This is a genomic window from Bradyrhizobium sp. 153, assembly GCF_023073835.1.
Classification (GTDB): Bacteria; Pseudomonadota; Alphaproteobacteria; order Rhizobiales; family Xanthobacteraceae; genus Bradyrhizobium.
In genome coordinates this window covers 20276-45362 of the sequence record NZ_JADPKH010000053.1, presented here as the reverse complement: position 1 = coordinate 45362, position 25087 = coordinate 20276, and the positions used below count along the sequence as shown (strand labels likewise).

19 protein-coding genes are annotated in these 25087 nt (G+C 63.7%); 13 read left to right on the top strand and 6 right to left on the bottom strand.

Features of this window, described 5'->3' with window-relative positions:
- Window positions 1-54: 54 nt before the first annotated feature.
- Window positions 55-894 carry a formate/nitrite transporter family protein gene (locus IVA91_RS12930; protein WP_247279293.1) on the bottom strand — a complete coding sequence of 280 codons (840 nt, stop codon included), beginning with the start codon at window positions 892-894 and terminating at the stop codon, window positions 55-57.
- A gap of 669 nt (window positions 895-1563) precedes the next feature.
- On the opposite strand from IVA91_RS12930, the gene IVA91_RS12925 reads away from it, so the two are divergent.
- The 9 genes from IVA91_RS12925 (at window position 1564) to IVA91_RS12885 (ending at window position 13621) form a co-directional block, all read left to right on the top strand.
- The gene (locus IVA91_RS12925) at window positions 1564-2883 is read left to right on the top strand and encodes a CmpA/NrtA family ABC transporter substrate-binding protein (protein WP_247279294.1); all 1320 of its coding nucleotides are present in this window, start codon (window positions 1564-1566) and stop codon (window positions 2881-2883) included.
- A 61-nt stretch (window positions 2884-2944) separates the two neighbouring features.
- On the top strand, window positions 2945-3841 hold the full coding sequence (gene ntrB, locus IVA91_RS12920; RefSeq protein ID WP_247279295.1) for a nitrate ABC transporter permease: 897 nt from the start codon (window positions 2945-2947) through the stop codon (window positions 3839-3841).
- 11 nt (window positions 3842-3852) lie between these two features.
- The gene (locus IVA91_RS12915) at window positions 3853-4647 is read left to right on the top strand and encodes an ABC transporter ATP-binding protein (RefSeq protein WP_247458816.1); all 795 of its coding nucleotides are present in this window, start codon (window positions 3853-3855) and stop codon (window positions 4645-4647) included.
- A 339-nt stretch (window positions 4648-4986) separates the two neighbouring features.
- Window positions 4987-6366 carry an MFS transporter gene (locus IVA91_RS12910; RefSeq protein WP_247279297.1) on the top strand — a complete coding sequence of 460 codons (1380 nt, stop codon included), beginning with the start codon at window positions 4987-4989 and terminating at the stop codon, window positions 6364-6366.
- A 74-nt stretch (window positions 6367-6440) separates the two neighbouring features.
- Window positions 6441-7658: an FAD-dependent oxidoreductase gene (locus tag IVA91_RS12905; RefSeq protein ID WP_247279298.1), complete on the top strand. Its 1218-nt coding sequence runs from the start codon at window positions 6441-6443 to the stop codon at window positions 7656-7658.
- Window positions 7659-7685: 27 nt separating this feature from the next.
- Entirely contained in the window at window positions 7686-10388 is a 2703-nt protein-coding gene (locus IVA91_RS12900) for a nitrate reductase (RefSeq protein WP_247279299.1), read from the top strand.
- A 124-nt stretch (window positions 10389-10512) separates the two neighbouring features.
- Window positions 10513-11352, top strand: a complete 840-nt coding sequence (locus tag IVA91_RS12895) for an aldo/keto reductase (RefSeq protein WP_247279338.1) — start codon at window positions 10513-10515, stop codon at window positions 11350-11352.
- A 187-nt stretch (window positions 11353-11539) separates the two neighbouring features.
- Window positions 11540-12481, top strand: coding sequence for a DMT family transporter (locus IVA91_RS12890; RefSeq protein WP_247279339.1), 942 nt, complete (start codon window positions 11540-11542; stop codon window positions 12479-12481).
- Between the two features lie 60 nt (window positions 12482-12541).
- Window positions 12542-13621: a zinc-binding dehydrogenase gene (locus IVA91_RS12885; protein WP_247279300.1), complete on the top strand. Its 1080-nt coding sequence runs from the start codon at window positions 12542-12544 to the stop codon at window positions 13619-13621.
- Window positions 13622-13625: 4 nt separating this feature from the next.
- On the opposite strand, the gene IVA91_RS12880 is transcribed toward IVA91_RS12885, so the two are convergent.
- Window positions 13626-14087 (bottom strand): Lrp/AsnC family transcriptional regulator, encoded by a 462-nt coding sequence (locus IVA91_RS12880; RefSeq protein ID WP_247279301.1) that lies wholly within the window; start codon window positions 14085-14087, stop codon window positions 13626-13628.
- A 133-nt stretch (window positions 14088-14220) separates the two neighbouring features.
- Here IVA91_RS12880 and IVA91_RS12875 point away from each other — a divergent pair, with 133 nt between their 5' ends.
- Window positions 14221-16584 carry a transketolase gene (locus IVA91_RS12875; RefSeq protein WP_247458815.1) on the top strand — a complete coding sequence of 788 codons (2364 nt, stop codon included), beginning with the start codon at window positions 14221-14223 and terminating at the stop codon, window positions 16582-16584.
- Window positions 16585-16856: 272 nt separating this feature from the next.
- Complete coding sequence (locus IVA91_RS12870) at window positions 16857-18287, top strand: aldehyde dehydrogenase family protein (protein WP_247279303.1); 1431 nt, start codon at window positions 16857-16859, stop codon at window positions 18285-18287.
- A 195-nt stretch (window positions 18288-18482) separates the two neighbouring features.
- On the opposite strand, the gene IVA91_RS12865 is transcribed toward IVA91_RS12870, so the two are convergent.
- Window positions 18483-19451 carry an SMP-30/gluconolactonase/LRE family protein gene (locus tag IVA91_RS12865; RefSeq protein ID WP_247279304.1) on the bottom strand — a complete coding sequence of 323 codons (969 nt, stop codon included), beginning with the start codon at window positions 19449-19451 and terminating at the stop codon, window positions 18483-18485.
- A 91-nt stretch (window positions 19452-19542) separates the two neighbouring features.
- Between IVA91_RS12865 and IVA91_RS12860 the strand changes: the two genes are divergently transcribed.
- Entirely contained in the window at window positions 19543-20367 is an 825-nt protein-coding gene (locus IVA91_RS12860) for an NAD(P)-dependent oxidoreductase (RefSeq protein WP_247279305.1), read from the top strand.
- A gap of 167 nt (window positions 20368-20534) precedes the next feature.
- On the opposite strand, the gene IVA91_RS12855 is transcribed toward IVA91_RS12860, so the two are convergent.
- From IVA91_RS12855 to IVA91_RS12845, 3 genes are all read right to left on the bottom strand, one after another.
- Window positions 20535-21110: a hypothetical protein gene (locus IVA91_RS12855; RefSeq protein WP_247279306.1), complete on the bottom strand. Its 576-nt coding sequence runs from the start codon at window positions 21108-21110 to the stop codon at window positions 20535-20537.
- A gap of 34 nt (window positions 21111-21144) precedes the next feature.
- Window positions 21145-22146, bottom strand: a complete 1002-nt coding sequence (locus IVA91_RS12850) for a TAXI family TRAP transporter solute-binding subunit (protein ID WP_247279307.1) — start codon at window positions 22144-22146, stop codon at window positions 21145-21147.
- A 358-nt stretch (window positions 22147-22504) separates the two neighbouring features.
- Window positions 22505-23191 carry a GntR family transcriptional regulator gene (locus IVA91_RS12845; RefSeq protein ID WP_247279308.1) on the bottom strand — a complete coding sequence of 229 codons (687 nt, stop codon included), beginning with the start codon at window positions 23189-23191 and terminating at the stop codon, window positions 22505-22507.
- A 176-nt stretch (window positions 23192-23367) separates the two neighbouring features.
- Here IVA91_RS12845 and IVA91_RS12840 point away from each other — a divergent pair, with 176 nt between their 5' ends.
- Complete coding sequence (locus IVA91_RS12840) at window positions 23368-25086, top strand: IlvD/Edd family dehydratase (protein WP_247279340.1); 1719 nt, start codon at window positions 23368-23370, stop codon at window positions 25084-25086.
- Window position 25087: the final 1 nt, after the last annotated feature.

The following is a 25087-nucleotide window of genomic DNA, read 5'->3' as shown; positions in this document are numbered from 1 at the left end:
GAAAGAGGAGCCTCACCCTGCGCAGGCGAGGCTCCTCTGTCGAGACGTATTCGATCAGGCCGCAACGCGGGGCTTCGTAGCCTTGCCGACCTCGCGCTTCGGCAGGGTCATGACGTGCGTAGCGTAGAGGGTCATGCCGGTGAAGGCCAGGCCGCCGACGAGGTTGCCGAGCACGGTCGGGATCTCGTTCCAGATCAAATAGTCCAGGATCGAGAACTTTGCGCCGAGCAGCAGTCCTGACGGGAACAGGAACATGTTCACGACCGAATGCTCGAACACCATGTAGAAGAACACCAGGATCGGCATCCACATCGCAATAACCTTGCCGGGGACCGAGGTCGAAATCATCGCGCCGACGACGCCGGTCGAGACCATCCAGTTGCAGAGCATGCCGCGCATGAACAGCGTCGCCATTCCGGCCGCACCATGCGCGGCGTAGCCGAGCGTCCGGCTTTCGCCGATGATCCCGATGGCGGTGCCGACCTTGTCAGGCGGCTGTGTGAAGCCGAAGGTCGTGACGAAGGCCATCATGAAGGCGACCGTGAACGCGCCGGCGAAGTTACCGACGAACACCAAGCCCCAATTGCGCAGCACGCCGCCGAGTGTGACGCCGGGACGCTTGTCGATCAGGGCGAGCGGCGAGAGCACGAACACACCGGTCAGGAGATCGAAGCCCAGGAGGTACAGCATGACGAATCCGACCGGAAACAAGAGCGCGCCGACCAACGGCTGGCCGGTGTTGACGTTGATCGTGACAGCGAACCATGCGGCGAGCGTGAGGATGGCGCCGGCCATGTAGGCGCGGATGATGGTATCCCGGGTGGACATGAAGATCTTGGACTCGCCCGCATCCACCATCTTGGTGACGAATTCCGAAGGCGCGAGATACGACATCAATGGATCCTTTTGCTTCGTAAGTGAGATCGACACACCCTCATGGAGAGCGCGCTGAACGTCTTGGCGTCGTGCGGGCTGGCCTGCCGCGCACGAGGGCTATGGAGTTGGAAGCCTTGGGAATCGCGTCACGACGAGCGAGAGGACCGCGAAGCAGTTGAGCTTCCGGAATGCAGCCGCCAGAGGCTGCAACCATGCGGCAAGCCGCAGTCTTCGTTGACGCCCAAGTAAATGCAAGTTGCGTGCCGCTCGTGCGCGGAGGAAAAATGAAGCGATATCAGCGGGATGTGTCTCTGCTCAAACGGTCCCCGAAGCGCCTGTCGGCCTCCTGCTTGAGCTGCTGCACAAGGTTTGTGCGTCGCACAAAGATTGAGCAGATCGCAAGTTTCACATGCGAAGCGGTGATGCGGCAGCCTGCCGCAATTCCAATAACATGTTGATTGTTCTTACCTATTATGGCCATCAGGCTTGGCACGAAGCTTGAATAGTTCCGTGCCGACGCCATTGAAGCCGTCCCGCGAGACTTCTCATCCGACTTGCCGACGCCACCGGACGGGGGTTTCCCCGGTCGTGCGTTCGCATGCGCCAAATACGGCGCCGCCGGACGGACGGGCTGATCGTGTGCACTGAAGCCATCAATTCTGCAACGACGCAAAGGACGACCTGCCTATGACCAAGCGCACCCGCCGGCCCTCGGATAACGGGCTTAGCCGCCGCCAATTGATGAAGGCGACCGGCGCTACCGCCGCACTTCTCGCCGCCGCAAAACTGAATTTTCCCGCCGGCGTCTTCGCGCAGGAGGCAGGCCCTGAGGTCAAGGGCGCCAAGCTCGGCTTCATCGCGCTCAGCGACGCTGGCCCGCTGTTCGTCGCCAGGGACAAGGGGCTGTTCGCCAAGCACGGCATGCCCGACGTCGACGTGCAGAAGCAGGCCTCCTGGGGCACGACGCGCGACAACCTCGTGCTCGGCTCCGAAGGCAATGGCATCGACGGCGCACATATCCTCACCCCGATGCCGTATCTGATCTCGGCCGGCAAGGTGACGCAGAACAACCAGCCGACGCCGATGTACATCCTGGCCCGGCTCAATCTCGATAGCCAGTGCATCTCCGTTGCGAACGAATATGCTGACCTCAAGCTCGGCGTCGATGCGACGCCCTTCAAGGCTGCGCTGGACAAGAAGAAGGCGTCCGGCAAGGCCGTGAAGGCGGCAATGACCTTTCCCGGTGGCACGCATGATCTCTGGATCCGCTACTGGCTCGCCGCCGGCGGCATCGATCCCGACAAGGACATCGAGACCATCGTCGTGCCGCCGCCGCAGATGGTGGCCAACATGAAGGTCGGCACCATGGACTGCTTCTGCGTCGGCGAGCCCTGGAATCTGCAGCTGATCCATCAGAATATCGGCTACACCGCGGTAACGACCGGCGAGCTCTGGAATAAGCATCCGGAGAAATCCTTCGGCATGCGCGCCGCCTTCGTCGACAAATACCCAAAGGCCGCCAAGGCGCTATTGATGGCGGTGATGGAAGCCCAGCAATGGGCCGACAAGGCCGAGAACAAGGCCGAGCTTGCCGCCATCATGGGCAAGCGGCAGTGGATGAACTGCCCGGTCGAGGACGTGCTCGATCGTACCGCAGGCAAGTTCGACTACGGCATCCCCGGCAAGGTGGTGGAGAACTCTCCACACATCATGAAGTACTGGCGCGACTTCGCCTCGTACCCCTTCCAGAGCCACGATCTCTGGTTCCTCACCGAGGACATCCGCTGGGGCAAGTACGAGGCGAATTTCGACACCAAGGCGCTGATCGCCAAGGTCAATCGCGAGGACATGTGGCGCGATGCGGCCAAGACGCTCGGTGTCGCGGCCTCCGAGATCCCGGCCTCCACCTCGCGCGGCAAGGAAACCTTCTTCGACGGCAAGGTATTCGATCCGGAAAATCCGGCTGCTTATCTGAAGTCGCTCGCGATCAAACGTGTCGAAGTCTGATGGGGGCCAGCGGCCGCCTTTGCGCGGCCGCATCGTCTTTTGAAGCCGGAGAGAGATTGCAATGAATATGTCCGCCGCCAAGATTGAGATTGAAACGGCGACGCCTGCGGCCAGCGCCGCGCCGGTCGTCGCGATGACGCCAAAGCGTCCCCCGCGCACCGAAGCTTACGCACGCATGGCGCGGCAGACGGCCGCGCGCGTGATCCCGCCGCTGGTCGTGATCGCGCTGCTGACGCTGGTCTGGGAGCTGGTCTGCCGCCGCGCCGGCTCGGCGCTGCCGCCACCATCAAAGGTGTTCAAGGACACCAAGGAGCTGATCCTCGATCCGTTCTTCGACCATGGCGGTATCGACAAGGGCCTGTTCTGGCATCTCTCCGCAAGTCTCCAGCGCGTCGCCTTCGGCTATTCGCTCTCAGCGATCGCCGGCATCGCGTTGGGCGTGCTGGTCGGACAGTCGGTCTGGGCGATGCGCGGGCTCGATCCGCTATTCCAGGTGCTGCGCACCATCCCGCCGCTCGCCTGGCTGCCGCTCTCGCTCGCCGCCTTTCGCGACGGCCAGCCCTCGGCGATCTTCGTCATCTTCATCACCTCGATCTGGCCGATCATCATCAACACCGCGGTCGGCATCCGCAACATCCCGCAGGACTATCGCAACGTCGCGGCCGTGGTGCAGCTCAATCCGCTCGAGTTCTTCTCCAAGATCATGATTCCGGCGGCCGCGCCCTACATTTTCACCGGCCTGCGCATCGGCATCGGCCTGTCGTGGCTCGCGATCGTCGCCGCCGAAATGCTGATCGGCGGCGTCGGCATCGGCTTCTTCATCTGGGACGCCTGGAACTCCTCGCATATCAGCGAGATCATCCTGGCGCTGTTTTATGTGGGCATCGTCGGCTTCGTGCTGGACCGCCTGATCGCGGGCATCGGCAAGTTCGTCACCCGCGGCACCGCGCAGAATTGAGAGGAGGGCACATGACCGCCTATTTGAAGCTCGACCACATCGACAAGGTCTTCACCCGCGGCGCGGCCACCACGGAGGTGCTCAAGGAGATCAACCTGACGATCGAGAAGGGCGAATATGTCTCGATCATCGGTCATTCCGGCTGCGGCAAGTCGACCCTGCTCAACATCATCGCAGGCCTGACCGGCGCGACCACCGGCGGCGTGCTGCTGGAGAATCGCGAGGTCAACTCGCCGGGGCCCGATCGCGCCGTCGTGTTCCAGAACCACAGCCTGCTGCCGTGGCTGACCGTCTACGAGAACGTCAGGCTCGGCGTCGATAAGGTCTTTTCCAGGACCAAATCCCGCGCCGAACGCGACGCCTGGGTGATGCACAATCTCAGCCTGGTGCAGATGGCCCACGCCAGGGACAAGCGTCCTTCCGAAATCTCCGGCGGCATGAAGCAGCGCGTCGGCATTGCGCGGACGCTGGCGATGGAGCCGAAGGTGCTGCTGCTCGACGAGCCGTTCGGCGCGCTCGACGCGCTGACCCGAGCGCATCTCCAGGACTCCGTGATGGCGCTGCATCAGAAGCTCGGCAACACCATCCTGATGATTACTCACGACGTGGACGAGGCGGTGCTGTTGTCCGACCGCATCGTCATGATGACAAATGGGCCGAGCGCGCGCATCGGTGAGGTGCTGGAGGTGCCGCTAACGCGGCCGCGCAAGCGGCTCGAGCTTGCGACCAGCGCCACCTACTTGAAGTGCCGGCAGCGCGTGCTCGAATTCCTCTACGAGCGCCATCGCTTCATCGAGGCCGCGTAACCGAAGCGTTAACGCGCGACATGCGCGCGCCTAATTAATTGACATGTCGCTCAATCCTTGTGCGTCGCACAAGGATTGAGCGAATCGCAAATTTAGCGTGCGGAAAGGCCTTGCAAGAAATTCGGGCAATACGAATAACGTACTGAAATCCCTATATTTCCAGCGTGCGCGCAACTGGCACGGAAATTGAAATGTGATTGCGCGACGCCAACGACGACGTCCCTCAACATCATCAATCAGCATCGTGAACTCGCCACCGGGGTGACGCCTCGGAGCGTGCCTCCGTGGCCGGAGGCTGAGCCTGCAACGACGCAGCGGTGAGCCTAGAAGGGATACTCAATGACGAAGAATCCAACCTGGATTTCAGACTGGCGCCCCGAAGATGAGGCGTTCTGGAATACGACTGGCAAGACCATCGCGCGACGCAACCTGATCTGGTCGATCGTGGCCGAGCATATCGGCTTCTCGGTCTGGCTGATCTGGAGCATCGTCGCCACCAAGCTGCCGCAGGCGGGCTTCCACTACACCACCGACCAGCTGTTCCAGCTCGTCGCCGTGCCGGGCCTGATCGGCGCCCTGATGCGCTTCCCCTACACATTTGCCGTGACGACCTTCGGGGGCCGCAACTGGACCGTCTTCAGTGCAGCGATCCTGTTTATTCCGACGCTGTCGCTTGCCTATTTCGTGAGCCAACCCGACACGCCGTTCTGGCTGATGCTGCTGGTTGCCTCGGCCGCGGGCCTTGGCGGTGGCAATTTCGCCTCCAGCATGACCAACATCTCCTTCTTCTTCCCCGACCGGATGAAGGGATGGGCGCTCGGCCTCAACGCCGCCGGCGGCAATATCGGCGTCTCCAGCGTGCAGCTCTTGACCCCGATCTTGATGACGCTCGCGGTCATCAACCTGTTCCAGGCCACGCCCGTCGACGGCGTCTTCCTCCAGAACGCCGGCCTGATGTGGGTGCTGCCGATCGCGATCGCGGTGTTCGGCGCCGTGTTCTTCATGAACAATCTGACCTCGGCGAAATCGTCGGTGAAGAACCAGCTCGCGATCGTCAAGCGCAAGCACACCTGGATCATGGCGTACCTCTATATCGGCACGTTCGGATCCTTCATCGGCTACTCCGCCGCGTTCCCGCTGCTGATCAAGACGCAATTCCCGGCCGTGACGATCTCGATCGCGTTCATGGGACCGCTGGTCGGCTCGCTCTCGCGCCCGCTCGGCGGCTGGCTTGCCGACAAGATCGGCGGCTCGATCATCACCTTCTGGAACTTCATCATGATGGCGGGCGCCACGGTTGGCGTGCTCTACTTCGTGGGACAGAAGGATTTCATCGGCTTCCTGTCGATGTTCCTGATCCTGTTCGTGACGACGGGCATCGGCAACGGCTCGACCTATCGCATGATCCCTTCGATCTTTCGCGAGGAGAATCTGTTCAAGGTGCGCGGCAAGGGTGATACGGCGCGCGCACTCGCGCTGAAGACGGCGAGCATCGAGAGCGGCGCGGCGGTCGGCTTCATCGGTGCGATCGGCGCGGTCGGCGGCTACCTGATCCCGACCGGCTTCGGCAAGTCGATCGCCCTGACCGGCGGACCGCAGCTCGCGCTCGCGATCTATCTCGCCTTCTACGCCTCCTGCCTCGCTCTGACCTGGTGGTTCTACCTGCGTCGCAGCCCGCAGGGTGAAGGCGCGTCGAGCCTTGCGGAAGCAAGAGTGTGACACTCGGTACGAAGCTCGCTTCTCCCCGTACGCGGGGAGAAGCTCCACCGCAGGCTATGGAATAGGGAATTGCCATGAGTGAACCGCTCGTCATTGTCGGTAACGGTATGGCGGCCGCGCGACTGGTCGATGAGCTCGCCAAGACCGCGCTCGGCCGCTACGCGGTCGCCGTCATCGGCGAAGAGCCGCGGCTCGCTTACAACCGCGTGCTGCTCTCATCCGTGCTGGCTGGCGAGACCGGCTCGCACGAGATCGAGCTCCGGCCGGCCGATTGGTGGCGCCATCGCGGCGTCACGGTGCGCTACGGTTATCGGGTCACCGAGATTGATACCGGCCGCCGCGAGCTCAAGATCGCCGGTGAGGAGAGCATGGAATATTCCAAGCTGGTGCTCGCCACCGGCTCGACGCCGCTGCGGCTTAACGTGCCGGGCGCCGATTTAGCCGGCGTGCACACTTTCCGCGATACGCGCGACGTCGATCTGTTGCTGACGCTAGCTGCGGCGAAGAAGCGCGTCATCGTGGTCGGCGGCGGCCTGCTCGGTCTCGAAGCGGCGTATGGACTTGCCAAGGCCGGCGCGCCGGTGACGCTGCTGCATCTGATGGACCGGCTGATGGAGCGCCAGCTCGATGGGCCGGCCGCCGATCTGCTCAAGACGCTGGTCGAGCGCAAGGGCATCCGGATCCTGCTCAATGCCTCGACCGCCCGCATTCATGGCGAGGGCCGTGTCGAGGCCGTCGAGCTTGCCGATGGCAGCCGTATCGAGGCCGACGCCGTGATCTTCGCCGCCGGCATCAAGCCGAACGTTGCACTGGCCGAGGACGCCGGCATCGCTGTCAACCGCGGCGTCGTCGTCAACGATGTGATGCAGACGGCTTCGCCCGACATCTTCGCGCTGGGCGAATGCGCCGAGCATCGCGGCATCTGCTATGGCCTGGTCGAGCCGGCTTACGAGCAGGCGCGGGTGCTGGCGCGGCATCTGGCCGGCCGTCCGGCCGCCTACCAGGGCAGTGTGGTCTCGACCAATCTGAAAGTCTCTGGCGTCGGCGTGTTCTCGGCCGGCGACTTCATGGGCGGCGAGGGCAGCGAGAGCCTCGTGCTCACCGACCGCAGGCGCGGCACCTACAAGAAGCTCGTCATTGCTGACGGCCGGCTCACCGGTGCCGTGCTGATCGGCGATACCGTCGATGCGCTCTGGTATCTCGAACTGATCCGCAATCGCGACAAGGTGGCGGCGATCCGCACCGACATGATGTTCGGCCGCGCGCTAGCGCGTCCCTCCAAGGCGGCTTGACAAGGCGGCTTGATAAGGCAGTTCGATATGACGGCGATCGATCCCGCGCTCCGCACGACCAAGACGACCTGTCCCTATTGCGGCGTCGGCTGCGGCGTGTTGGCGACGCCGGACGGCAAGGGCGGCGCGGCTATCGCGGGCGACCCCGAGCATCCCGCCAATTTCGGCCGGCTGTGCTCGAAGGGCTCGGCGCTGGGCGAGACCGTCGGCCTCGAAAGCCGTCTGCTCTATCCGATGATCCGCTGCAAGGGCGTGCTCGAGCGCGTCGCCTGGAGCGATGCGCTCGATCACGTCGCCCACCGCATGCAGCACATCGTGGCGCGCGACGGCACCGACGCAGTCGCGTTCTATCTCTCCGGCCAATTGCTTACCGAGGACTATTACGTCGCCAACAAGCTGATGAAGGGCTTTGTGGGCACCGCCAATGTCGACACCAATTCGCGGCTGTGCATGTCGTCCTCGGTCGCCGGTCATCGCCGCGCCTTCGGCGCCGACACTGTGCCCGGCTGCTACGAGGATCTCGACCAGGCTGACCTGCTGGTCTTCGTCGGATCGAATGCGGCCTGGTGCCATCCCGTGCTGTTCCAGCGCATGCTGAAGAACCGGCAGGAGCGTGGTGCGCGGATGATCGTGATCGATCCGCGCCGCACCGACACCGCTGATGACGTCGATCTGTTCCTCGGCCTCAAGCCCGGAACCGACACCGCGCTGTTTTCCGGCTTGTTCATCCATCTCGCCGACAACGGCGCGCTGGATCAGAACTACATCGCGAACAACACCTCGGGTTTCGACGATGCGCTGGCTCGCGCGCGCAACATTGCTGGCAGCGTCACTGCGACCGCGCTGGCCACGGGCCTCTCCGAACAGGATGTTGCGGCCTTCTTTCAGATGTTCCGCGACACGCCGCGCGTCGTCACGCTCTATTCGCAGGGCGTCAACCAGTCGGCGCAGGGCACCGACAAGGTCAACGCGATCCTGAACTGCCATCTTGCGACGGGACGCATTGGCAAGCCGGGCGCTTCGCCGTTCTCGCTCACCGGCCAGCCCAACGCCATGGGCGGCCGCGAGGTCGGCGGCCTCGCCAATATGCTTGCCGCCCATATGGGCTTCACGCCGCCCGACATCGATCGTGTCAGACGGTTCTGGAAGGCGCCGCGCATCGCCACCCATGAAGGATTGAAGGCAGTGCAATTGTTCGAGGCGATCGACTGCGGCGAGGTCAAGGCGCTTTGGGTGATGGGCACCAATCCCGCGGTGTCGCTGCCCGATGCCGACTTCGTGCGCGAGGCGCTGAAGAAGCTCGAGCTGTTCGTGGTCTCCGAGAACGTGCTTTCCAACGACACGGTTGAGGCGGGTCCGCATGTGCTGTTGCCGGCGCTCGCCTGGGGCGAGAAGTCGGGCACGGTGACCAACTCCGAACGCCGCATCTCGCGCCAGCGCTCGTTCCTGCCGGCGCCCGGCGAGGCGCGCCCCGATTGGTGGATCCTGAGCGAGACCGCAAAACGTCTCGGCTTCGGCGACAGCTTCAACTACAAATCGGCCGCCGAGATTTTTCGCGAGCACGCGGCGCTCTCGGCCTTCGAGAACGACGGCAGCCGTGATTTCGACATCGGCGCCCTGACCTCGCTGTCGGACGACGCTTTCGATGCCCTCAAGCCGGTGCAGTGGCCGGCGCGCCAAGGCGAGGCGCCCGGCGCGCGCTTCTTCGCGAATGGCGGCTTCTTCACCAATGACGGCAAGGGCCGCTTCGTCGCGCCGGAAGTGCCGGCGTTGCGCAGCGAGACCGGCGCCTCGCGTCCCCTGAGGCTCAATACCGGACGCATCCGCGACCAGTGGCACACCATGACGCGCACGGGCCTCAGCCAGCGGCTCGGCGCGCATCTGCCCGAGCCGTTTGTCGAGATCCACCCGGACGACGCCAGCAAATACGGCATCGTCGATGACGGCTATGCCCGCGTCAGCACTGATTACGGCCAGTGCATTCTGAAGGTCGCTGTCACAGAACGCCAGCAGCGCGGCACGCTGTTTGTTCCGATCCACTGGAGCGCGATGAATGCCTCGCATGGCCGCGTCGGGGCGTTGGTGCAGCCGTTCACGGATCCGTTCTCCGGACAGCCCGAGTCCAAGGCGACCCCAGTCGCGATCGCGCCTTACGAATACGTCTTTCGCGGCTTTGCGCTGTCGCGACAGCAGCTCGATCTGCCGCCGAACCTGTTGTGGACCCGCGTCACGGTCCCCGGCGGTTTCGGCTATCTGTTCGCCGACAATGCGGATCTATCGCGCTGGCCGGCCTGGCTCGACGGCGTCGCCGGCGAGGACGTTGCCGAATATCGCGATTTCGGCGGCGGCATCTATCGCGCAGCCTCGTTCGCGGGCGATCGCATCGAGGCCTGCCTGTTCGTCGGCCCCGGGCATGATGCCGGCGATTGGGAAGTGGTCAGAAATGCCTTTGCCTCCGATCACGTCACCGACGAGCAGCGCCGCATGCTGCTGGCAGGCAAGTCGACGGAGGGCGCGGCCTCGACCGGGCCGATCGTCTGCGCCTGCTTCGGCGTCGGCCGCGGCACCATCTGCGACACCATCGCCGCCGGGGCGCGCACCGCGGCCGAGATTGGCGGCAAGCTCAAGGCCGGCACCAATTGCGGCTCCTGCATCCCCGAGCTGAAGCGGTTGATTGCAACGACGGAAGTGCCGGCGAAGCAGGGCAAGCTTGCGGGGGCGGCGGGGTAGCGGCGCGCTGCTCCCATCTCATCGCGCGCGGAACAGAACTGTCGCCACCGTCTTCTGTAACAACATCTCCCTGTGGTAATGGCTTTCGCCAGGACGACATAGGCAGCGGAGATGAGGATTGCAGATGAAATTAAACTCGTTCGGCACGACCGGCGCCAACGTCTCCGTCATCGGACAGGGCACCTGGTATCTCGACCGTGGCGACCGCAACCGCACCATTGCCGCGCTTCAGCGCGGGCTCGATCTCGGCATGACCCACATCGACACCGCCGAGATGTATGGCGATGCCGAGCTCGTCATTGCGGAGGCGATTGCGGGCCGTCGCGATGAAGTGTTCCTCGTCTCAAAAGTGCTGCCGAGCAACGCCTCGCGCCGCGGCACGATCACGGCGTGTGAGCGTTCGCTGAAACGGCTGAAGACCGATCGGCTCGACTGCTATCTGTTGCACTGGCGCGGCTCCTATTCGCTCGAGGACACCGTCGCCGCGTTCGAAGAGCTGGTGAAGACCGGCAAGATCAAGTCCTGGGGCGTCTCCAATTTCGACGCCGGGGATCTTGACGAAATACTCGAGGTTGCGGGCGAGGGGCGGATCGCATGCAATCAGGTGCTCTATCATCTCAAGGAACGCGCGATCGAGCATGCCGTGATTCCCTGGTGTGAGCGGCATGGTGTCGCCGTGGTCGCCTATTCGCCGTTTGGTCATGACGATTTCCCGGACGCGCGCAGCAAGGGTGGTGCCGTGCTCGGGCGCATTGCGGAGGCGCGTGGCGTGACGCCGCGTCAGGTCGCACTAAGCTTCCTCACCCGTGCAACTACGGTGTTCGCGATTCCGAAAGCCTCGTCCGCGGAACATGCCGGCGAAAATGCGGCTGCCGGCGATCTCGTGCTGACGAAAGACGAGATTGCGGCGCTCGATGCGGCGTTTCCGCGCGGGCCGAAGCCGCGCAGCCTGCCCATGTTGTAATGCACAAACGCTCATTATTAATGGAGTATTGACGCGCGCGGGCGTCAGCGCATATCGGCATCCTGTTTTCGGAAGTTGCGGGCGCGGCGCATTTGTCGTTTTTTACGAGCGTTCTCGATTCGCATTTTCCCGGGTTCCAGCCGTGACACCGCCGCCCGCCGCAGCCGCAAGGCTCGACAATATTCCCATGCCCGTGCCGGAGAAGAAGCAGGAAGTTCGCCGCGCGCCCGCGCGCGTCGATCATCCCTTCAAAGGCATTGCGCTGGTGTTGCTGTCGACGGTGTTTCTCGGCACATCCGACGTCACCGCGAAATATCTCTCGACCAGCCTGCCGTCGATCGAGATCACCTGGATCCGCTTCGTCACCTTCGCGCTGATGTTCACGCCGGTGATGCTGCCGGGCTCGCCGCTGCATGCGATGCGCACCGAGCGCCTCGGCTTGCAATTGATGCGCGGCGCCGCGCTGCTCGGCTCCTCCCTGTTCTTCATCACCGGTCTCCGCTTCCTCCCCATTGCGGAAGCCTCCGCCACCGGCTTCGTCTCACCGCTGTTCGTCACCGCGCTGTCGATCATCTTCCTGAGCGAGAAGGTCGGATTGCGCCGCTGGATCGCCACCGCGATCGGCCTGACCGGCGTGATGATCATCCTGCGCCCGGGCTCCAGCGCATTTCATGCCGCGGCGTTCTTCCCGATCATCTCGGCGTTCTGCTGGGCTGCCGCGCTGATCCTGACGCGCATGATGAGCGGTCGCGAGGCGGTTCTCACCACCATGGCTTACTCGGCGCTGACGGGCGTTGCGATCCTTTCCGTGATGGTGCCGTTCGTCTGGGTCACGCCGAGCTGGACCGCGATCGGGCTTGGCATCGTGATCGGAGTTGCCTCTACCGTCGGCCAGTGGATCATCGTGCTGGCCTATCGCTATGGCGATGCCTCGGTGCTGGCGCCGTTCTCCTACACCCAGCTGCTCTGGGTCAGCATTCTGGGCTTCTTCATCTTCGGTGAGGTGCCTGACCTCTGGACCATCGTGGGCGCGGCCTTCATCGTCGCGAGCGGCCTTTACATCGCCCATCGCGAGCGGGTGCGCCGCGCCCAACTCCTGGTGCTGGAAGAGCGCTCCCCGAACCCCTGAGGCAAGATCGCGCGTCGCGCGTCGTGGTACCAATGGCTCCAACACCACGGGAGGAGCCGGATGCGCGCTGCGATTTTCAGGAACGGTGAGATTGTTGTCGACCGGATGGCGGAGCCGACGCCGGGTCCCGGCCAGGTTCTGGTCAAGACGCTCGCCTGCGGCATTTGCGGGTCCGATCTGCACGCACGCCAGCACGCCCATCGCATGGTGGAGATGGCGCGGAAGACCGGCCGCAAGCCGATGGATCTCAGCCGCGACGTCGTGTTCGGTCATGAGTTCTGCTGCGAGATCGTCGACTACGGACCGGGCACCGAACGCAAGCTTAGGCCGGGGACGCGGGTCTGCTCGCTGCCGGCCCTGGTGACGCCGCAGGGCATTGAGGGCATCGGCTATTCCAACGACAATATCGGCGGCTATGCCGAGGCGATGCTGCTCAGCGAGCCGCTGCTGCTCGAAGTGCCAAACGGCCTTGCGCCGGAACATGCTGCGCTGACCGAGCCGCTCGCCGTCGGCGTCCATGCCGTCGCAAAAGCCAATATCCGTGGCGGCGAGGTGCCGCTGGTGATCGGCTGCGGCCCGGTCGGGCTTGCGGTGATCGCTGCGCTCAAGCTCAAGGGGCTGCATCCGATCGTCGCAGCCGACTATTCGCCGGCGCGGCGCGCGCTTGCGGCCAGGCTTGGCGCGGATATCGTCGTCGATCCCCGGGTGTCGCAGCCTTATGCGACCTGGGCCGAGCACGCCCAGATGTCGGAGGCCGAGAAGGCAGCGCGACCGCCGTTCCAGGCCATGCTGCCCGCGCTGAGGCCTGCGATCATTTTCGAATGTGTCGGCGTGCCCGGCCTGTTACAGCAGGTGTTCGAAGGCGCGCCGCGCGATGCGCGCGTTGTCGTGGTCGGCGTCTGCATGGAAACCGACAAAAGCGAGCCGATGCTAGGCATCATGAAGGAGCTCAACGTCCAGTACGTGCTCGGCTACACCCCGGACGAGTTCGCAGCGTCGCTGCGTCTCATCGCGGAAGGGCAGGTGGATGCGGCGGCGATGGTGACCGCGGAGGTCGGTATAGACGGCGTCGCAAAAGCGTTCGCCGATCTTGCCAATCCCGAGGCGCACACCAAGATCATCGTGCAGCCGTGGCGGTGATACGCTACACCGGCAGCGCAATCGAATACTTCACTTGGCTCAGCGCAAAGCTCGATTCGATCGAAGCGATGCCGTCGAGCCGGGTCAGCTTGGTCTTCAGGAACGTCTCGTAGGAGGCGAGGTCGGCGGCCACCACGCGCAGCAGATAGTCGCGATTGCCGGTCATCAGATAGCATTCCAGCACCTCGTCCCATTTCGAGATCGCGCGGGCGAAGCGGTTGAGGTCTTCCTCCTTCTGCCGCGCCAGCTTGATCGAGATGAAGACGCTGACGTGTAGCCCCAGCGCCTTCTGGTCGACGGTCGCAACGTAGCGCGAGATGACGCCGCGTTCCTCCAGAAGCTTGACGCGGCGGTGGCAGGGCGAGACCGAGAGCCCGACCTTGTCGGCAAGCTCCTGCATGGTCATGCGGCTGTCGGTCTGGAGCAGCGCGAGGATTTTTCGATCGATGGTGTCGAGCTCGGGCATTGGGATCAAACCTGTATATTTGGCCTTCCGTTGGTAAAGTATCCCAAGACAAGCGGGTATGGCGCGAAAAATTGAGAAGTCTGGCGCGGCCGGCAGGCGTATCATCGGCCGACCTGTTTCCGGGAGCATTGCCATGCCCGTTGATTCCGCCCGCCTCGACATCCTGACCGCCCTTAGCCGCAAAGCGCTGTGGCTCTCGTCTTGGACCATCCACCACGCCAACCACATCCGCCCGAGCGGGGACGGCCTCAAGGTCGGCGGCCACCAAGCCTCATCCGCCTCGCTCGCCACCATCATGTCGGCCCTGTATTTCAGCGTGCTGAGACCTGAGGATCGCGTCGCAGTGAAGCCGCATGCGAGCCCGGTGTTCCATGCCATCCAATATCTGTTCGGCCGGCAGACCCGCGAGAAGCTGGAGAATTTTCGCGGCTTGAAGGGCGCGCAGTCCTATCCCTCACGCACCAAGGATGTCGACGACGTCGATTTCTCCACCGGCTCGGTCGGCCTCGGCGTCGCGCAGACGCTGTTCGCCTCGCTGGTGCAGGATTACGTTAAGGCGCATGGCTGGATGAAGGATCGCCGCGAAGGGCGGATGATTGCGCTGGTCGGCGATGCCGAGATGGACGAGGGCAACATCTTCGAAGCCCTTGCAGAAGGCTGGAAGCACGGCCTGCGCAACACCTGGTGGGTGGTCGACTATAACAGGCAGTCGCTCGATGCCGTCGTGCGCGAAGGGCTCTGGGAAAAGTTCGAGACCATGTTCCGCAATTTCGGCTGGGACGTGGTGATCGTGAAATATGGCCGGCTAATGCGCGAGGCCTTTGCCGAGCCGGGTGGCGAGGCGTTGAAGCGCTGGATCGATAATTGTCCGAACGCGCTCTATGCAGCGCTGTGTTTTCAGGGCGGCGCGGCGTTCCGCAAGCATCTGCACGATGAGATCGGCGACCAGGGCCCGATCACCAAGCTGATTGACAAGCGCAGCGACGACGAGCTCTTGGCGCTGATGTCGAATCTCGGCGGCCACGACATGGCGAGCATGCTGGAGGCGTTCGAGTCCATCGACCACGATCACCCGGTCTGCTTCATCGCCTACACCATCAAGGGCGTCGGCCTGCCGTTCCAGGGTCACAAGGACAACCACGCGGGGCTGATGACGGTCGCGCAGATGGAGAAGTTTCGCGACAGCCAGAACATCCGGCCCGGGCATGAATGGGACAAGTTCGAGGGGCTCGCGCAAGACCCGGCCGAACTCGAAGCTTTTCTGGCGCGGGTGCCGTTCAACCAGGATGGCCGTCGCTTGAGCGCACCCGTGGTCGAGGTGCCTCAGCAGCTCGCGTTCAAGCCGTCACCGCAGATGTCGACCCAGCAGGGCTTTGGTCTCGTGCTGAACGAGATCGCGCGCAGCGACAGCGAGCTCGCGAAGCGCATCGTCACGACCTCGCCTGACGTGACCGTCTCGACCAATCTTGGCCCCTGGGTCAATCGCCGCGGCCTGTTCGCCCGCGCGGAGAAGGCGGACTTATTCCGCAGCGAGAAAATTCCTTCGACCTATAATTGGGATGCTTCCCCCAAGGGGCAGCATCTCGAGCTCGGCATCGCCGAGATGAACCTGTTCATCATGCTCTCGGCGCTCGGCCTGTCGCATCAGATCAACGGCGAGCGGCTGCTGCCGGTCGGCACGCTCTACGATCCCTTCATCGAGCGCGGTCTCGATGCGCTGAACTATGCCTGTTATCAGGATGCGCGCTTCATGGTGGCGGCAACGCCATCGGGCATCACGCTTGCGCCCGAAGGGGGCGCACACCAGTCGATCGCAACGCCGTTGATTGGGATGGCGCAGGATGGGCTCGCCTCATTCGAGCCGGCCTTCGTCGACGAGCTCGCGGTCATCATGGCTTTCGGTTTTGAGCACATGCAGCGCGAGGCCGGCGAGGGCGGCTCGATCTATTTGCGGCTGTCGACGCGCAGCATCGAGCAGGCGCAGCGCATCATGACTCCGGAGCTGAGGCAGGGCATCACCGAGGGCGCCTATTGGCTGCGCAAACCGGGGCCGAATGCCGAAGTCGTGATCGCCTATACCGGCGCAGTCGCGCCGGAAGCGATCGAGGCGACCGGCTTCATCGGCGAGAGTCGCCGCGATGTAGGCCTGCTCGCGATCACCTCGGCCGACCGTCTCCACGCTGGCTGGACCGCCGCGCGAAGATTGCGGCGCGACCGCCGCGGCGTGCAGCATCTCAGCCACATCGAGAAACTGCTGGCGCCGTTGCCGCGCGACTGCGGCATCGTGACCGTGATCGACGGCCATCCCGCCGCGCTCGGCTGGCTCGGCAGCGTCCGCGGCCACCGCGTCGAGGCACTCGGCGTCGAGCAGTTCGGTCAGACCGGCACGATCGCCGACCTCTACCGGCACCACGGCATCGATGCCAACGCCATCATCGATGCGGCCGAAAGCCTCACCACCGGCGCACCGGTGCTGCACCGGAAGATGGCGGTATAGTTGAGTTGACTCCGCTGTCATTCCGGGGCGCACGTTAGCGCGAACCTCAGGTGCGCAATTGCGCACCGGGGAATCTCGAGATTCCGGGTTCGGCTCTTCGAGCCGCCCCGGAATGGACGATCGAGAGAACCTTGCCACGTTCCCACCGCCGGCTCATATAGCCTCAGTCCGCCGCAACGCTGGCCCCGCATATGGCGGGTTCAATTGCCGGCGCTTTCGTGCAAGGATGCCTGCCGAAACGCCCCCTCCAAGCCCCCAAGAAGAGGTTAACGATGGTCAATCGCATGCAATTCTATATCGACGGCGCCTGGGTCGATCCCGCCGTCAAGAAGTCCACCGCCGTGGTCAATCCGGCGACGGAAGAGGCGATGTACGAGGTTGCGCTGGGCTCCAAGGCCGACGTCGACAAGGCCGTTGCCGCCGCCAAGCGCGCCTTTGTAACGTTCTCCCAAACCAGCCGCGAGGAGCGCGTCGCGCTGCTCACGAAAATCATTGAGATCTACAAGGGCCGCCTCAAGGAGATCGGCGCCGCCGTCTCTGACGAGATGGGCGCGCCGCTGCCGATGGCAGAGAAGCTCCAGGCCGGCGCCGGCCTCGGCCATCTCATGACCACGCTCGACGTGCTCAAGAACTACCATTTCGAGGAGCCGGTCGGCACCGCCATGGTGCTGCGCGAGCCGATCGGCGTGGTCGGCATGATCACGCCCTGGAACTGGCCGCTGAACCAGATCGCCTGCAAGGTTGCGCCTGCGCTCGCCGCCGGCTGCACCATGATCCTGAAGCCGTCGGAGTTCACACCGACCTCGGCGCTGATCTTCGCGGAGATCCTGCATGAAGCGGGCGTGCCGAAGGGTGTGTTCAATCTCGTCAACGGCCTCGGCCCCGAGGTCGGCGCCGCCATGAGCGAGCACCCCGATATCGACATGATCTCGTTCACCGGCTCGACCCGCGCCGGCATCGACGTGGCGAAACGCGCAGCTCCGACCGTCAAGCGCGTCAGCCAGGAGCTCGGCGGCAAGTCGCCGAACGTCATCCTCGAAGGCGCCGACCTGCAGAAGGCGGTGACCGGCGGCGTGATGCATATGTTCAACAACTCCGGCCAGTCCTGCAACGCGCCCTCGCGCATGATCGTGCCGCTGTCGAAGATGAAGGAAGTCGCCGCGATCGCGAAGGCTGTCGCCGACAAGACCAAGGCAGGCGATCCCCGCGCCGAAGGCACCACCATCGGTCCGGTCGTCAACCGCGGCCAGTGGGACAAGATCCAGGCGCTGATCAAGAAGGGCATCGACGAGGGCGCGACGCTCGTTGCCGGCGGCCCGGGCCTGCCCGAAGGCGTCAACAAGGGCTTCTATGTCCGCCCGACCATCTTCGCCGACGTCACCAGCGACATGACGATCGCCCGTGAGGAAATCTTCGGACCGGTGCTGACCATCATCGGCGCCAAGGACGAGGCGGATGCGGTGAAGATCGCCAACGACACGCCATATGGTCTTGCCGGCTACGTCTCGGGCGCGACCGTCGAGGACGCCAAGCGGGTGGCGCGTCAGATCCGCGCCGGCAACGTCAACCTTCAGGGCGTGCCGAACGACCGCACCGCGCCGTTCGGCGGCTACAAGCAGTCCGGCAACGGCCGTGAGTGGGGCAAGTACGGCCTGGAAGACTTCCTCGAAGTGAAGGCCGTCGCCGGCTTCAACGCGGCGTAACCTTTATCGTCTGAACCAAATTTGACGCCGGAGCGGGAAACCGCTCCGGCGTATTTCGTTTCCGTCATTGGGAGGAGCCCTTGCGACGAAGCAATCCAGGCCGTCTCCGGGGAAACAGTCTGGATTGCTTCGCGGAGCCTGTCATCGGGCCGCGCTGCGCGCGGACCCGTTGGCTCGCAATGACGACCGGAGCACCTATCCCCCGAGCGCACCTTGCGTGTTCACGTACAACGCGTAGATCGACTGGCTCGCCGCCATGAACAGGCGGTTGCGCTTGACGCCGCCGAAGCAGAGATTGGCGCAGCGCTCGGGCAGCGCGATGCGGCCGATCATGACGCCGTCAGGCGCGAACACGACCACGCCGTCGAGCTCGGGATCCCCCATGCCCCAACCGCACCAGAGATTGCCGTCGATGTCGCAGCGCATGCCGTCCGGCGTGCCGGGACCTGCATCGATGTGGACGCGCTTGTTGGCGACCGTGGTGCCGTCCGCCGCGACGTCATAGGCGAGAATCTTTCGATTCGGCACGCCGCGCGATTCCACGACGTACAGAATCTTCTCGTCCGGCGAGAAGCACAGCCCGTTCGGTCCGAGCACGCCTTCTGCGACGATGGTCGCCTTGCCGCTCGCAGGATCGAGCCGGTAGACGTTCGGTTCGATCTCGGGCTCGGCCTTGTAGCCCTCGTAATTACCGAGCAGGCCGAAGGTCGGATCGGTGAACCAGATCGAGCCGTCGGACTTCACCACGACGTCGTTCGGCGAGTTCAGCCGCTTGCCATTGAACGAATCCATCAGCACGGTGATGGTGCCGTCATATTCGGTGCGGGTCACACGGCGGCCGCCATGCTCGCAGGTGACGAGCCGGCCCTGGCGATCCCTGGTGTTGCCATTGGCGAAATTCGAGGGTTTCCGGAACACGCTGACGGTGCCGGTTTCCTCCTCCCATTTGATGATGCGCTGGTTCGGGATGTCGCTGCACAAGAGGTAGCGCCCGTCGCCGAACCACACCGGCCCCTCGGCCCAGCGCAGGCCGGTCGCCAGCCGCTCCACCGCCGAAAGTTTTAGCCAGTATTTTTCGAAGCGGGGATCGAGTGCACGTATTGCCGGATCGGGGTAATAGGTCGCCGGCCGCCAGCCTTGTGTGTGGGACGATGCATCGTTCATGTGCAGGTCTCGTTGTTGCGTTCCCTCTGTGCAAGTCTGCTAGCATCAGATATCTACGGCCGCAAATCGGTCGCTACATACGAGGAACGACATGCCGCGCATTTTGATGACGGGAGCTTCGGGCGGGATTGGTACGCGGCTGCGGAAATTGCTGCCGCCGATCTACCCGGACCTGCTGCTCAGTGACATCCGCAAGCCTGCCGATCTCGGCCCGAATGAGCAGTTCAAGGCCGCCGACCTCTCCGACATTTCGCAGGTCGAGGCGATCTGCGAGGGCGTCGACGGCATCATCCATTTCGGCGGCTATTCGGTCGAAGGCCCCTGGGACGGCATCCTGCAGGCCAACATCATCGGTTGCTACAATCTGTTCGAGGCCGCGTACCGCAAGGGCGTCAAGCGCGTGGTGTTTGCCTCGTCGAACCATGCCGTAGGCTTCTATCCGCGCCACCACAAGATCGGTACCGACGTCACCCCGCGCCCCGACGGCCGCTATGGCGTCAGCAAGGTGTTCGGCGAGGCCGTCGGCGCGCTCTACGCCGACAAGCACGGGCTGAAGGTGACTTGCCTGCGCATAGGCAATTTCGGCGACATGCCGCTCGACCATCGCCGGCTCGCGATCTGGCTCAAGCCCGACGACCTCGTGCAGCTCTGCCAGATCGGGCTCGAGCATCCCGACATCCATTTCGAGATCTTCTACGGCGTGTCCCTGAACGAGCGCGCCTGGTGGGACAACCACCGCGCCTACGAGTTCGGCTATCGCCCCACTGGCCGCTCTGAGGATCATGTGGCGCACGCAATGGCCGAGCAGGCCAAGCTCAAGCCGGATCCGATCGGTGATCACTATCAAGGCGGCGCCTTCTGCAGCAACGAGTTTGACGGCGACGCGAGCCGGATCATCGACTGGAATAAGCGGTAGACGGGTTTCCCATGCCTGACATTTGCTGCAGTCGGACCAAGCGCCCGGCTGCGGCTCAAGGCGGGCAATTGTAGCCGATCAACGCATGTCCGCGAGCGCCGCGGGCAAATCGTTCGTGACGTGCTCGAACAAGGCGGAGCCCGTGTGATCGCATGAGCTGGCCCACGTCATTTTGCAACCCGCGCTTCCTGTTTCTTGGTCACGTGCCAGAGCACCACATGGTAATGCGGCACATCCACGCCGGGGTGACCCGCGTTGAAGTAGAGGCTGACATGATCAACCGGTGCCGCGGACCCCGCCCCGTCCAATGACTTGCGATCTTCGATGTCCTTGTTCGGGACCATGTACACGGTCGCCACCAAGCGATCCCTGCGATCGAAGCACAGGAACGGCCCCAGCGGTAAAGCGTCGGGCTTGACGAAGATGATGCCGAGGCCCGGAAAGAACTTCGGGAAATTCACGAGATCGCTGACCCGCTTGTATCCGTTTTTTTCGGCGACCTTCCGCTGATTTGGCGGCCGACGAACGACTTCGTGCTTCTCTTCGTGCTTCCTATCCGCCTTGCTGCTTCGGTGAGGGGCTGTCCTGGTTTGCTCGGTCGTGTCGGCCGGCGGCGCGGTGGTCGGTGCGAACGTCTGCGGCGCTGGCGGAAAGAAGGGAGCAAATTGCGCTGCAGGATGCCTCACGTCGGCGATCAAGGCGAGCAACGCAGCCAAGGCTGTGCTCACAAGCGCGTTGCGCATCGACACCTCCCGAAATTTGCCTGCCAAATTTTGCTCACTTATCCGGATTGCGTTCTCGCCAGCGCAGGAAATCCCGGAACAATTCTTCGCGGTCTGGCGGATTGGCGGTTGGCTTTCCCTCGAGGAACCGGCCGAACGCCTTGCGAAGCGCGGCCTCGCCGCCGGATTGCTGCTGGAGCCAGCGCTCTGCCGGTCGGAATCGTTGCCATCCAGGGAGGAGCGCGGCCAGGTTGACCTCGCGCCATTTGGGGTGATGTGCGTCGCCGAGAAATTCAGGAAAACGCGTGAACAGTGTCTGGACGAACAATTCCAGCAGCCGAAACCGTTCGCTGCGTGGCGGCCAGTTGTAGGCGAACAGAGCGGATTTGATCGCGATCGTGTCCACAGCTGCATTGACCCCGATGAGATCTGGGTAATCCTCGTGGCGAAGCGTCGATGGCAGATAGTTTTGCTGCAGCAGCTCGTTGGAATAGGGGATGGGCAAGAAGTGAATGCCCTTGGCCTGCCCGGCCCATGCGAGGAAGCTGACTGGTTTTCCTGAGACCAGCAGGGCGGCCGAGATGTCTCCCTTCCGCATCCCCTCCAGCGCGGCGTCCGGCCCCAGGTTGGATTCGCTGATCTTGACGCCCAGACGGTTCAGCACCTCGCGGCCAAGCACGGCGCCCGCACTGCCGTCCTCGCCAAGATTGACCCTCTTCCCCGCAAGATCCGTCAGGCTTGCGATCTCCGGCCGTGCGAGGAGATGGAACTCTTCGACATGGAGCGAGGCAATGTAGGCAAGCTTATCGGAGATGTCTCCGAACGTCTTTGCCTCCCGGAGCCGGTCGACCAGGATAACAGGTGCGATCGCCACGTCGGCACCTGCCAGAGTGAGCACGTCGAGGATGCTGCGGGTGCCGCCGTTTCCCACGATTGGCACGACCCGCAAAGCGACTTCGCCATGCGGACCCGTCTCCTGGCCACTGGCCAGTGTGGTCGCAATGTCCTGAGCTATTGCGAATTCAGTGCATTGCGGCGTACCGGTGACGAAGCCCACCGTAAATGGGTCCGCAGGTCGTCTCGTTTCTTTCCGGGGGGCGCTTTCTTTTCGCGGAGACGCTTTCCCGGATTCACTCGGAGACGCGGAAGGTTGCCGTTGTGCGAGGGACTCCTGGACCTGTCCGCCGAGCCAGGCCGCTGCAATCAGTGCGAAGAACAAACCGGCCCGCATCGCTCCGCAGACCCTTATGTTCAAACCTGTGCGGTAGCCAGCCCTCCCTTGGGCTGACATGTTCCGATCGATCGTCACCCGGCTACGCGCGCGAATGAATCTCGCTCGAGCCTTCCAACGCGCCCCGGCTAGCGGCGTTCCTTTTTGGACGTATACGGCTCGTTCGTGGCAGGTACTTGCTCACCTAGAGTCCGGCCCCATCATCGGCGATGCGCTTGAGGTAATCTTTCTTGCTGAACTGCATGTGATCCACGCAGAGTTGCGCGAGCGCCCAACTGTCGCGGCCCTTGAGCAGCTCGATCATCAGTTCGTGCTGGCGCCGCGATTGTGCGAGGCCCTCGCGATCGGCGAGGTTCTTCGCGCGCATCGGCAGCGTCAGGTTCATGTAGTCCTGGAGCGAGCGCACCAGATAGGGATTGCCGCAGGCCGAGAACAGCGCAAGGTGGAAGGCGTCGTTGGCCTCGTGAATGCCGCGCAGATCCTGCGCGTCGGCCCTTGCGCAGTATTGCCGTTGCAACGCGGAGAGTTCGTCGATCAGGCCTTGCGGCGCGGGCAGGGGGATCATCAGCGCAGCCTGCCGCGTCAGCATCTCCCGCACCTCGTAGATCTGATGGACTTCCTCGGCCGAGTAGAACCGTACGGTGGCGCCGACATTCTTCTCACGACGGATGATGCCGCGCCGCTCCGCATCCAGCAGCGCTTGGCGCACGAAGTGCCGCGAGGTGCCGTAGCGCGACATCAGCGCGTCCTCGGTAAGGCGCGCGCCCGGTGCAAGGCGGCCGAAGATGATGTCCTCTTCCAGGCGCGCGACGACGTCGTCCGGATCGTCGCGCCGGACCGGAATTGCCTCAGGAGTGCGAATGTCGGACATGCCCTTAGCCTCCCGGCGGTCGGCCGGTTCGTCCTGTGGAGCAGGGGAGGCTTGGATTGTCAATAATCTGCACAGCAAGAGACGCCAAAGCCCAGAAAGTGCGACAATATTGGCCAATCTTATTGACAATCGTGGGCGAGAATGTACCACGATGGCAACTCGGAAGGAGTGGCATGATGACGAGTGGCCTGCGCAAGGGTTTGACGAGCTATGGCGATGCCGGCTTCTCGCTGTTCCTGCGCAAGGCGTTCATCAAGGCCATGGGCTATTCCGACGATGCGCTGGAGCGCCCGATCGTCGGCATCACCAACACTTATAGCGACTACAATCCCTGCCACGGCAACGTCCCGCAGATCATCGAAGCCGCCAAGCGCGGCGTGATGCTGTCCGGCGCGATGCCGTTCGTATTCCCGACCATCTCGATCGCCGAGAGCTTTGCCCATCCGACCTCGATGTACTTGCGAAATCTCATGGCGATGGACACCGAGGAGATGATCCGCGCCCAGCCGATGGATGCGGTGATCGTGATCGGCGGCTGCGACAAGACTCTTCCTGCGCAGGTGATGGCGGCGATCAGCGCCGATCTGCCAACCGTGGTCATCCCCGTGGGGCCCATGGTGGTCGGCCATCACAAGGGGGAAGTGCTGGGCGCCTGCACCGATTGCCGCAGGTTGTGGGCAAAATACCGCGCCGGCGACATGGGCGATGCCGAGATCGAAGCAGTCAACGGCCGCCTCGCGCCGTCCGTCGGCACCTGCATGGTGATGGGCACGGCCTCGACCATGGCCTGCATGATCGAAGCCATGGGCCTGTCGCTGCCGATGAGCGCGACGATCCCGGCGCCGCACGCCGAACGTTTCCGTCTTGCGGAGGCCAGCGGCAAAGTCGCCGCCGAGATGGCAAAGACGAAGGGGCCGAAGCCGAGCGAGTTGCTGACGCCGGCCTCGTTCCGGAACGCGCAGGTCGTGCTTCAGGCGATTGGCGGCTCGACCAATGGCCTGATCCATCTGACCGCGATGGCGCATCGCTCGCCGTACCGGCTCGATCTCGAAGTGTTCGACCAGATCGGCCGCGAGGTGCCGGTGCTGGTCGATCTCAAGCCGTCCGGCGAACATTACATGGAGCATTTCCATCACGCCGGTGGCGTGCCGAAACTGCTGGCGCAGCTCGGTGATCTCGTCGATCTCGATGCCGGGACGATCAGCGGCCAGACGCTACGCGACGTCGTGGCGAATGCGGAGCACGTGCCGGGCCAGGACGCGATTCGTTCGCGCGACAATCCGATCAAGAAGGAGGGCGGTCTTGCCGTCCTGCACGGCAATCTCGCGCCGCGCGGTGCGGTCATCAAGCAATCGGCCGCCAGTCCAAAGCTGTTGCAGCACACCGGGCGCGCGGTGGTTTTCGAATCCGTCGAGGACATGACCCTGCGGGTCGACGATCCCGACCTCGATGTCACGGCTGACGACGTGCTGGTGCTGCGCAATGCCGGCCCGAAGGGCGCGCCGGGCATGCCCGAGGCGGGCTATCTGCCGATCCCGAAGAAGCTCGCGCGGACCGGCACCAAGGACATGGTGCGCATTTCGGACGCACGCATGAGCGGCACCGCGTTCGGCACCATCGTGCTGCACATCACGCCGGAATCTTCTGTCGGCGGGCCACTCGCGCTGGTGCAGAACGGCGACATGATCCGCCTCGATGTGGCCAAGCGCAGCATTGAGCTGTTGGTCGATGCCGCCGAACTCGAGCGGCGCCGCGCCGCGTTGAAGCCGGCCGCAGCGCCGGAAGAGGCCCGGCGCGGCTACGCTTGGTTGTTCAATGAGACCATCATGCAGGCCGACGAGGGCTGCGACTTCGATTTCATGCAGAGGACTGGACCAAAGACTGAGAAGGAGTGAG